The 11,528-nt window shown below is 33.8% G+C and carries 7 protein-coding genes; all 7 read right to left on the reverse strand.

Annotated features, from left to right (window positions below; genetic code table 11):
* Window positions 1–3: 3 nt before the first annotated feature.
* Window positions 4–2,046: a heparinase II/III family protein gene (locus tag VHP32_02415; protein ID HEX2786730.1), complete on the reverse strand. Its 2,043-nt coding sequence runs from the start codon at window positions 2,044–2,046 to the stop codon at window positions 4–6.
* Between the two features lie 19 nt (window positions 2,047–2,065).
* On the reverse strand, window positions 2,066–3,322 hold the full coding sequence (locus VHP32_02420) for an oligosaccharide flippase family protein (GenBank protein ID HEX2786731.1): 1,257 nt from the start codon (window positions 3,320–3,322) through the stop codon (window positions 2,066–2,068).
* 1 nt (window position 3,323) lies between these two features.
* Window positions 3,324–5,144 carry an asparagine synthase (glutamine-hydrolyzing) gene (asnB, locus tag VHP32_02425; protein ID HEX2786732.1) on the reverse strand — a complete coding sequence of 607 codons (1,821 nt, stop codon included), beginning with the start codon at window positions 5,142–5,144 and terminating at the stop codon, window positions 3,324–3,326.
* Window positions 5,145–5,150: 6 nt separating this feature from the next.
* Window positions 5,151–7,280 carry a bi-domain-containing oxidoreductase gene (locus VHP32_02430; protein ID HEX2786733.1) on the reverse strand — a complete coding sequence of 710 codons (2,130 nt, stop codon included), beginning with the start codon at window positions 7,278–7,280 and terminating at the stop codon, window positions 5,151–5,153.
* Window position 7,281: 1 nt separating this feature from the next.
* Window positions 7,282–8,193 carry an FkbM family methyltransferase gene (locus VHP32_02435; GenBank protein ID HEX2786734.1) on the reverse strand — a complete coding sequence of 304 codons (912 nt, stop codon included), beginning with the start codon at window positions 8,191–8,193 and terminating at the stop codon, window positions 7,282–7,284.
* A gap of 52 nt (window positions 8,194–8,245) precedes the next feature.
* Window positions 8,246–10,507: a polysaccharide biosynthesis tyrosine autokinase gene (locus tag VHP32_02440; GenBank protein HEX2786735.1), complete on the reverse strand. Its 2,262-nt coding sequence runs from the start codon at window positions 10,505–10,507 to the stop codon at window positions 8,246–8,248.
* A 166-nt stretch (window positions 10,508–10,673) separates the two neighbouring features.
* Window positions 10,674–11,381 (reverse strand): hypothetical protein, encoded by a 708-nt coding sequence (locus tag VHP32_02445; protein HEX2786736.1) that lies wholly within the window; start codon window positions 11,379–11,381, stop codon window positions 10,674–10,676.
* Window positions 11,382–11,528 lie beyond the last annotated feature (147 nt).

Here is an 11,528-nt window from a genome sequence, read left to right on the forward strand (position 1 = left end):
ATTTTAAGCTTTAGTTTTTTTTAATTTTCCGTATCCGTCGGAAAAATATTCAAATTTATTAAAGTTCTGCTCAAAATCAACAGAACAAAAGTCTTTTACTATAATAGAATCGTCGTTAATAATAATTTCTCTCATATGCTCAAAATATTCATACTTTATCTTTAAAAATAAATGAGAACTATTTACTTCAATAAACTCAACAGCATATTTCAGATTAAGCATAAATGGATTAATTTTCAATGAATTCCGTAATTTAGACATAATGTTTTCATCTTTAATTATTATTCCGTTATGAGCTTCCATTGCTCTGAATTTATTTCTCATTTCGAGATTTGAAGTATATAGATAAGAACCCGGGTCTGAAAAAATTTCCTTGCCGTTTAAAAATAATTCGATGCTCCCTTTATCGAGATGCGTGTGTCCTCCGATTCCATTTTGTCCGGGTGTAGTTGAATAAACTATCATATGCAATGCATCTGATTTATAAACAACGATTCCGCTTTCAGGATAAAATCTGAATTCAAGTCCGTCTTTTAAAGAAAGATTGCCTGAGTTTTTTATTACTGTTTCTTTACTAAAATAATTATCAAAATTAATTTTTAATTCTGTTGTTATACTTTCAGCATTTTTATAATCTACAGATTTTGATTTAATAATATTTTCACCAGTTAATGATTTAATAAAAGAATACTCAAGAGGATATAAGTTTTTATATTCTGACAGTTCTTCGATAGCTATTAAACCGAAAGCAGACGATAAAGTATTTCTGCATTCTAAATTATTTTCATTAAAATAATTCCGTGAATCAAATTTTTTATCTATAAGATTTAAATATTCTTTTAACTCAATATCATTTAAAATATTTCCTGATGGAGTTAATTTAACAAATCTGCCACTGTCATTGTCGCCTATCTGCGCGATGTTTCCGTCAGGTTTTATCAAATCGTTTAAGAAATTTATTGCTTTCCCGAGTTTTTCAATAAAATTATTTCCTAAGAAATTATTAATGTCATTAAAACTCTTATCATCAAAAATTCTAGTGAATCTTTTTTTATCTATATTATAAAATGCAGTTATATACCCAACAGAATAAATAACCATTTCAAGACTTAACCTGTGATAAGAGCTTGACGATTCAAAATTTCCACCGTCATTATAAAATTGTTTATCAAATTCTGAAATAATTTCTGTAACCGAAAAATAAATCCAGTGATTTGTTTCTGCGTTCTCTTTAAGATAAAGCGAAGCAATTAAAAGCCCTGCAATGTTTGCGAGATAATGATTGGTTGTCAGTTTATCGGAATATTCGAGATTATTGGATACAAATTTACAATGTTCGAACAAGCAATTGTAAAACATAACCTTGAATGATTCCGTAAATAAATTTTCCGTATCAAGCTGATTAAATAAATCATAAGCGATAGCCATATTAGCAGCTCTTATTCCTACATCCATTGCACAAGTCCAGTTGACGCCATACCCCGCGGGGTTATTAATATAAAAATCTGAAATCTGATTTTGAAACTCAGTGATGCATTGATTTGTAAACTTAGTTTTTTTGATAGAAAATACCGCTAATTGAACCAGATGGTGAAGTCTTGCGAGCTCCCATGGAATTTTTATATCGACACCTTGTTGTTTTCCTATTTTTATTTTTTTACAAAAAACTTTTGAATCCCATTCATAACCACTCTTAAAATCTTTATGCCAATTAATGAATTTATATTCATCTGAAAATTCCGGTAAAATATTTTGTTCGATATCAGCAAGATTATTTCTAAACAATGTCTGATGTTCTGCACTGTGATTAACATCGACCCAACCCGAACCAAGAATATCGAACTTGTGTGTTAGATAGTTTTCAATTAGTATACTTGTAATATTCGAATTAAGTCTTTCAACACTTAATAAATTAATATCGACATATGAAGCAGAAACAGTTTCATTATAGTTTTTATATGAACTGCCGAATACCGTTTTTAAATGGTCAATGTTATTATTTAAAATAACATTAACTTTATTTACCGCTCTGTTTACTATATTCACCACTAAATTCTTTAAAAATTTAATTTAACTTAAAAACATATAAAAACAAAAATCCGTTAATCGTAAGGTAAGATATCAGGGTAGAGATTGCTGCGCCGTCTGCACCAAATCTGCTGGTGATAAATGTATGGCAAAGAAATGCCACAACAAGAAGCATAATACCTGATAGAACCAAGACCCGTACTTTTGAAACTGCAAATAAAATGTTTGCGGACGGACTTAATATTAATGAAAAACCGGCGGATACTGACAAAATTATTAACGGCACCTGTGCTTCCTCATATTGACTGCCGGCAAATATCCTAATAATCCAATTTGATGTCAGCAAAACGATGATGACAAGCCCAAAAGCAGCGGGGACAGTGAAACGCATAGATTTTACTAAAAGCGCTTTCATTTCATTAATGCTTTTCAAAGAAGAAAATTTTGGAAGAAGAACCGTGTGAATGGAAGCAAGACCGATAATGAAAAAAGAATAAAGCTTCGATGCAACACTGTACTCACCCACATCTTTAAATGAAAAAAATCTTGACATCATTAATATATCAAGCTGGCTTGCAATCACAAGAAGCGAGCTGTATAAAATATAATAGCGAGAACCGTAAATCTCTTTTTTAACAATATTAAAATTAAAGTTACTGCTTAATAAAACTTTCCTATTCATAAAAGCAGTAAACAAAAAAAACATACACGGTGTTGCTGCTATCACAATCAAAACTGCAGGTAAAGAAATTAAATCGAGATAAATTAAAATCAGATATGATAAAATTATAAACAACGCCTGCAGAAAAGTAATCGCTGCAGAAAACCTGAAAAGCTCTCTCCCTTGATAATAAGCAGTTATGAAATTAACCAATGAAGTTCCGAGTATCCCCGCTATGATTAATAAAGAATAAACATTTTGTCTGCCATATTCTTTTAATATCTCAGGCTTAACCATTATAACAAGATAAAAGCATATTGAAAGTACAATACCTATAAGGATTGTCGAATAAAAATTCGAAGCAGAGAACTTTTTTTGTTCTTCGATATTTGATTTAGCACCAGCTAATTTTGTTATGAAAGAAAAATTCAATCCCTGCAGGAAGACTCCTGAACCAATTACGATAAGCGACTGAATAAGAGATATCATTCCAAACTCATCCTGAGTAATATACCTGAGAACAATGACTAAAGATAAGGCAATTAAGATTTTTGAACCGATCTGAGAAACAAACACCATGCTGATGTTGTGCAGTGTTTTATTTTTTATCAGTCCCGTTAAACTTTGTTTCATCTCAGCTTACTTTCTCAAGCCATTTATTTAATGAATATAGACGCCATAGATTTTCATTTCTCAGATTTTGCTGGCAATTTTTAAGGAAATTCTGAGAAACGTAATTTTTTATCGGGCAATCTTTTTGTAAAATCTCGGAATTAAAAATATCAGGCAATTCTTTCGAAAAGAAATCCGAAAATATTTCGGTAAAGCCGACTTTCGGATGGCTGTAAACCTCTTCAGGTAGATGTTTCCTTGCAAGTTCTTTTAAAATACTTTTTGCTGTTCCGTTCTTTGTTTTTACATTCCAGTTCAACGACGAGTTATACTCAATTAGTTTATTATCCATATAAGGAGCACGAATTTCAACTGAGGAAGCCATCGAAGGGTAATCAATTCTTGCAAGTATGAGTTCAGGCAAACGGATTTTGTACTCAATGTTCGAAATCTTTTTAAGATATAAATCCATTTCATCGGTATTGCAGTTGATTTCGTTCATATACGGAAGCAGTTTCTCGTATGTATTAAAAATTTTTCCCGCCCAGAAATTTTTTTTCTGATATTCATAAAATCCAAACAGTGCATTTTTTGGCATTACATCGTTCTTATATTTTAAATCGGCAAATATTTTTCCTTTGTCTGCAATTTTTAAAAACGGCAGCAACATTCTGAAAAGATATAAGTTATGGTATTTTGCAATCTGAAATGACCTGAAGTATGAAGGATATGCACCAAGCTCATCACCGCCTTCGCCGACAATGCAAACTTTATAATTATTTTCACGCAAATACTTAGATAGAATAAAAATTAAAATGGTATTTATGTCACCGATAGGAACGTCTTTCTGAATTTCGATATATTCATCAAAGTATTCTCTGAAGGAATTAGGATTTATGCTAAGCTCTAATATATCGAGATTAAATTTCTTCGCAACCTTAGCAGCAATTCTTGATTCATCAAAAACATTGACACCTTCCCACTTCATTGTGACTGCAAGAGGTTTCAAGTTCCTGCAATAATAAGCATTCAACGACGAATCAATGCCTCCGCTGAGTGTAATGCTTACAGGAACGTCAGCAACAAAACGGTATTGAACCGATTCGTCAAGCAATCGCTCGAAATTATTAAAATAATCTTTATCTTCTATTGATTTATTAAGATAATCAGCGATGTCAAAATATTTATAGGTAATATATGAATAATTTTTTGTGTCGTATTCTAAAATATGTCCTGATTCAAGCTTGGAGATACCCTCAAAAAATGTTTGCGGAGCAATGTTCGAGCCGATAGAAAAATAATCATAGATGCTTTCATCATTAACCTTAAATTTTTTTAACTTTAAGAAAGGATGAAGCTCGGAGCAAAAATAAAACTTATTGTTTATGGTTGTATAATGAAGCGGTTTTTTTCCGAATCTGTCTCTTACAATAAAAAGCTTATTTATGTTTTCATCATATATTGCAAATGCGAAAAACCCGCGGAATTTTTCGAGAGATTTTTTCAATCCCCATTTTAAATATGAGTATATAACTACTTCAGCATCAGATGACGTTCTGAATTCATAATCTTTTTCAAGCTGAGATTTAATTTCCTTATAATTATAAATCTCACCGTTGAATATTAACTTAATTTTTCCGGATGCATCGGACATAGGCTCGTTTGCTCTCTCGCTAAGGTCAATGATTGCAAGCCGTCTGTGAACAAGTCCGATATTTTTTTGAGGTGAAAACCAGATACCCTGATGGTCAGGACCTCTGTGCTGAATTGAAAATCCTAATGAAAGTAATTCATCATTATTTACATCAAAGCCGGGCGATATTATTCCTGCTATGCCGCACATAAGAAATTAACCGCTTAATTTAAATGTCACTGCTGTGGTCTGAAACATATCCTGAAGTTCAATAGGAAAGTTTTTTGATACACCGCTTAGAGTATCATATAACGCATTCAACTCGTCAATATGACCTTTATCAGGTGATGATGAGGTTATTTCATTTATCTTAACGCCGTACCCTTTAAGCGATTTAAAATCATCGAGCACAATCGATTTTTCATCGAAGTGAATCTCAACACATTCCTTTGGCAATTCTTTATTTCCTGATGCAATATAATTTATGTTACAAATAGAGCCATCAGAATATTTAAGTATGATGGAAGCATTATCTCCGGGATTAAACTTTGAGCTATCAGCCGGCGACATATTAAGTGTTGTATAAGATTCTATTTTAGCACCGGTTAAAAAATTCATAAAATCTATAAAGTGGCATGCTTCACCGATTATTCTGCCGCCGTCTTCATGAATCCAGCTGTTTTCAGGAACATATCCCGCATTAATTCTGTATGAAACGAATAAAGGATTAACTCTTTTATTAACATGTTTTTTTATTTCCCGTGCATATTTGCTGAATCGTCTATTGAATCCAACCATCAATACCGGCTTTGGAGAAGAATCGGATGATGAATAAAATTCTTCAATTTTTTTAAGCTCATCATTATTTATTGCCAAGGGTTTTTCGACAAAAACATTTTTACCTGCCTGCAATGCCTCAAGAGTCAATGCTCCGTGATTGCCATGACGCGTGCAAATCATTATAAGGTCAATATCTTTATCGTTCAAAACCTCTTTATAATCGGTTGACGCATAATTTGCTCCATATTGCTCAGCTGCTTGCTTCGCTTTTAATCCTTTACTGCTGACAATAGCTCTGATATGAAATTTATCTTTTAATTTTCTTAAGTTTGGAAGATGGACTCCTGTTGCAAAGTTACCTGCGCCAATAAGACCGACATTAATAACTCCCTGCTTTGCTTTAAAATCAGAAACCTGTACTTTTTTTGAAATTAAATTATCTTTAAATGAAGCATTAGCATAATCGAGAATTACCATTAATGGTTTTGGCTGTGCTTCGGTCAATGATTTAAACGCAGCAGGAGCATCCTGAATTTTGAAGATGCCGTTTATCATCTTATCTATGTTCACGAGACCTTTATCAAGCAGACGCAAATACTCCGACATATTTCTATTCTCAGTCCAGCGAACATAATCATAAGGATAATCAATTCCTTTTTCTTCATAACTTGAATCATACCTGCCCGGACCTGTAGAAGTGGAAACTATGTAGTCAAGTTCTTTCATATACATATCATCACGCTTGATTGTATCGCCTGCAACTCCGACGAGGACAACTTTCCCTTTTCTCTTGCACATTTTAAACGCTTGTGAAATAACATCCGGCTCTGTGGTAGCCGCAGTGAAAAGCACCGCATCTGCGCCGTGCGCGCCTGTTACGAGCTCGACTTCTTTAAGAGAGTCGATATTTGAAGAGTTAATAACTAACTCGGAGCCGTATTCCTTTGCTAAGCCAAGGCGATGCTCGTCCCGGTCGATTGTGATTACTCTTACACCCGATGATGCAAGCATCTGAACAGCAAGAAGCCCCAGAATACCCGCGCCAATAATGACACAGAATTCACCGAGCTTTAAATCGGCTCTTCTCACACCCTGAAGTGCAATAGCGCCGAGCGTAACGGATGATGCTTTTTCAAAATCCAATGTTCCAGGAATCTTCACCGTAAGATTTTCAGGTACTTCCACAAACTCAGCATGATTTGCATAAGCTGAACCTGCTGCTGCGACTCTGTCACCAAGCTTAAATTTTTTAATACCGCTTCCAACCTCAACAACAATTCCAGAGACAGAATAACCTGTAGGCTTCGCAGAATTTTCCGTATCGATTTTATCAAGAAAACCTTGCACTCCGAAATTTGAAATATAATTTATGGCTTTATTAATTTTTTCAGGCTGTTCGATGGCGCGCTTAATTAAAGACTTGCCGCTATGCGCTATACCGCTGAGTTCAGTTCCGGCGGAAATGCAGCTATTGACAACTTGTATGATAAGAGTTTTTTCTCCGGCTACGGGTGCCGGAACATCTTCCGTTAAAACATTTCCCTTTTTTACCGTTACCTGTAACACTTTAGCTTTTAATCCTATCTTTATGTTTTGGGCTTACAAATAAAACGTTATCACCGTGAGAAAAATCAGCTTTATCTTTCATCTTTGTCAAGTTTCCTCTTGCTGAAGGAAATTTATATAAAATATAATCATTTGAACCTGAAAGCATATCCATTAATTCACTGCACTTATATCCGCTTGCTTCACAGGTTTCAAAATTCATTTCCATAAGAACCGAAGGGTGGAATTTCATAATTGATTCTTTCGCGCCTTGAAGAACTTTCTTTTCCGCGCCCTCGACATCAATTTTTATTAAGTCCACAGAATTAATTTTATTCTCTGAAACAAATTTATCCAATGTTGTGCCATGAACATCAAAACCAACTGCGTCACTTCTGCCCTGAGTAGATATCGAACTATATCCGTGATGAAGTTCTTTGAATAAATAAATCTTCAAGTCTTCGTCTTTGTCGCTCAGCGCTATATTGTTAATGTTAATGTTGTTTTGTTTGGAGTTTAGAAAGACATTTTGTTTCAATCTCTCAAATGTAACAGGCATCGGTTCGAAGGAATAAATTTTTGTATCGGGTCCTGATGTTGAAAACAACAGAGAATAAAATCCGATGTTTGCTCCGACATCAAAAACCATATCACCGTTTTTTACAAATGATTTTAAAAAATTCACGGTGCCTTTTTCTATTGTTCCGAGTATAAGAAGCTCAGCATATAAATTATCATACGGTGCCGATATGGTTATATCAAAACTGTTATGAGTTCTCTTATTGTCATAATGTACGGTATATTTTCCGGTAGATTTTGAAAGCAGCTTATACCCGCGGATAACAGCTTTCCCTTTAATCGAATCGTTTCCGATTCCATTTGAAATTAATGACAGCAGATTTAATTCTATGTTGGTATAAAAATTCCGGCTCATTAGTTATAATTTATAACAGGGCAGTTAAAATGCCCTGATAATAAATTTAAAATTATTTGACTTTAGAAGGAATCTTTCCGCTTGCATCGGGTTTAGCATAATAATAATAATAATTATAGTAGTATCCATAAACGTTCTTGTAGCTGAAGTTGTTTAAGACGACTCCCAGGAAGTTATGAGGATTCATATTATGCAGCCTCTCACATGATTTCATAAATACATCTATAGGTGTTTTGTTTGCTAAAACAACCAAGGCGGTACCGTCGGTTATTCTGGAAAGGATTTCAGAATCAGTAACTGAGATAAATGGAGGAGAATCTATTATAACATAATCGTATAAAGTTTTAAGATGCTCAATTAAATTAAGCATCTGCTTTGAACCCAATAATTCGGAAGGATTCGGCGGAATGGTGCCGCTTGTAATATAACTTAATGTTGATATCTTAGTAGGCTTAATAATATCATCCAGCTGAACATTTCCAAACAAATAATCACTCAATCCGGGGAATCTTTCTGTTTCAAACACAGAGTGCACTCTTGGTTTACGCAAGTCGCAGTCAATCAATAACACTTTGTTATCCGATAACGCAAAAGAACCTGCGAGGTTTAATGCAACGGTAGTCTTACCTTCCGAAGGAATTGAACTCGTAACAAGAATTGTTTTCAACTGTCCGCCGTCAAGCTTAGCAAACTGAATTCTTGTTCTAAGCGCTTTAAAAGATTCGGACTCTGAAGATTTCGGATTGTTTGCTACAAAGAATTCCTCAGAAGAAGAACCTGAGGCTTTCAAGTCTGCGATAGAAGGAATCCATGCAAGCAAGCTGACACCTTTTGATTCGATATCTTCAGGGGATTTGATTGTTCTGTCAAAATAATTTCTTGCCATTGCATAACCGATTCCAAGCAATACACCAAATATGCACCCTGTTATTAAAATAAACATTCTGTGGGGCTTTGTCGGCTTTAATGCTTCAATAGCAGGGTCTATAATGCTGACATTACCTAACAACGATTTTTCATTTATGATTGCTTCCTGATATTTTTCTTCCAGAAGAAGGAAAAGTTTTTCGTCGGCTTTTTTATTTCTTTCAAGCTTTGCAAGCTCAATTGCCTGCGCAGGAAGTTTTGAAAACTCGACTTCATATTTTCCAAGTAATCCTTTTAAAGAATTAAACTTTGCATTTGAGGATTGAACTTTAATGTTTGATAACAAAAGCTGCTGAACAATTTCTCTCCTGATATCGGGTGTGCTTGCATATACTCCTGTTTTTAGAACATCTATTTTTTCATTTAAATCTTTTTTTAACAAATCCAATTTTTTATCATACTCTGCAGCTACTCTATCTATTAATTTCTGTTCTTTGGGTATTGTTATTTCTTTGATTTTTTCAGCTTCCAGCTCTGCTATATTTTTTTGTAATTGATCTATATAACTTTGAGTAACCTGTGACTCAACATAAGTTATGAGCTGAGGGTCTATTTTCTCAAGTTCGCTTCTTAAAGCATCATATGTTTTTCTTGAGGTTGTGAGTTCAACTTCCGATGCGTTTTTTTCTGCCTCCAAAGTTGCAATTTGTTCAACTATCGAGCTTGCCTGGTTATCAAGAAAAACTATATTTCCGCGCTGCTGAAAATCCTGCAAAGCTGCTTCAGAGTTATTTAAATCCTGTAATTTTTTATTTTTAATTTCTACAAGATAATTACTTATGTTTATTAATCCCTTCCGGTTAAATTCGAGATTGTATGAGAGATATGCGTTTGCATATGCGTTTGCGATTAGCTTAGCTTCATATTTTGAAGGGTCCTCAACTTCCAACGTTACTATATCAAGTCCTCGTTTTTGTTCAACGGTGACAATTTTTGCAAGTCCTTCCGTCAGTTCTTCCGCGTTGACAGGTTCAAGCGCATCTTTTTTCTTTTGATTAATGACAAAATAAAAACGGTTTTTTTCATTACTTACATTAAAAGAATCAAGCAGCGCATCCGCAGCTTTTCTTCTTATGGTATAACTCTTTAAAATTTCAATTTCGTTGGATACAAATCTGTCATTTGCAAAATCCTGAAGACCCGGAATTATATTGGATGAAAGAAGACTGCCCTGCGGTTTCTGAATAAGAATGGAAGTGCTTGACTTGAATATATCTTTTGCATTAATTACATAAAAAATAGTCACTATCACGCAGACCAAAAAAATAATAATTATGGGAAGTATATTTGCTTTAAGGATAGAAAGATAAATCTTAAAGTTATCCTTTGATGTTTCAAATTTTGCCTGAGAGCTGTTTAAGTCTTGTTTTCCGTTCTGTCTTGACATAAATACGATAGTTTTGGTTATCTGCTTATAATGTGTTGGAAGAATACTACCTTCAGGAATAATAATCTTTTAGAGCATTGATAAGACAAATAAAAAACTCGGCAGATACCGAGTTTTTTATTTATAAATTAATAATGATTATTTTAAAACTTTTTTAAAACTTATATTATTTACCAAAGTAAAAATTTATTCCGGCATTAGCTGTAACAATGCTGAAATATCTTTTGAATCCCGGACCGCCAGCATTAGGACCATCATTCAAATTTGTACTACCAAGTAAAGCACTATTGTCATCATTAAACATATTCATAACATTATATTTAATACCGATGTTCAATCCGATATTTCTGTTAGCTCCAAACACCCATTCATAACCGCCTGTTAATGCAAGACCGAATCTCATTGAGCTTTCAACTTCACCATAGTAATTGTAATTAGGAGCTGATATGTTGTTCACGGTTAACATTAATCCAAGATATTGTCTGTCCGGACAGGTTGAACGGAAGACATATTCATATCCGACTGAACCTGAAATTATATCGTAAAATGTATGAGGAGGATTAGGATTCATAAGCAACGGAGTTTTGTTCTCTTCATTGCTGTTAATCATCTTATTATATTCTGCACTGACAACAATTCTGCTTGAACGTTTTTGACCTAAACCGAATTTACCGGTCAATGAAACTCCTCTTCCCCAGATAGCACCGTAGTTATATCCTGAACCGAATGCTGCACCGTATGCATCATTAGTTGCGAAATCAGCATTCAAATATAGACCTACGCTGATTGGAGCAGGAGTTCGGCTTTGTGAAAAGGCATTATTTACAACAAAAAAAATAAAAACAATTGACAAGGTAGTAAATATTTTTTTCATATGTTTTCCCTTAAGATTGATACAATTTAATATTAATATATGGTAAATTCAAGATTTTTAATTGAAAAACTGCAATTTTAACGTAATTTAATACTGCGCCGCTTTTTTACAAACTTTTCTCCAAAAATAAGGACTGTAATTTAAATA

Source organism: Ignavibacteria bacterium, assembly GCA_036262055.1.
Lineage (GTDB): Bacteria > Bacteroidota > Ignavibacteria > Tepidaquicellales > Tepidaquicellaceae > DATAJP01.

Coding starts and splice junctions, on each gene's coding strand:
- asnB (HEX2786732.1), bottom strand. CDS start 5,144: ATGTGCGGCATAGCAGGAATAATATCGCCCGGCTTTGATGTAAATAAT.
- VHP32_02440 (HEX2786735.1), bottom strand. CDS start 10,507: ATGTCAAGACAGAACGGAAAACAAGACTTAAACAGCTCTCAGGCAAAA.
- VHP32_02420 (HEX2786731.1), bottom strand. CDS start 3,322: ATGAAACAAAGTTTAACGGGACTGATAAAAAATAAAACACTGCACAAC.
- VHP32_02435 (HEX2786734.1), bottom strand. CDS start 8,193: ATGAGCCGGAATTTTTATACCAACATAGAATTAAATCTGCTGTCATTA.
- VHP32_02445 (HEX2786736.1), bottom strand. CDS start 11,381: ATGAAAAAAATATTTACTACCTTGTCAATTGTTTTTATTTTTTTTGTT.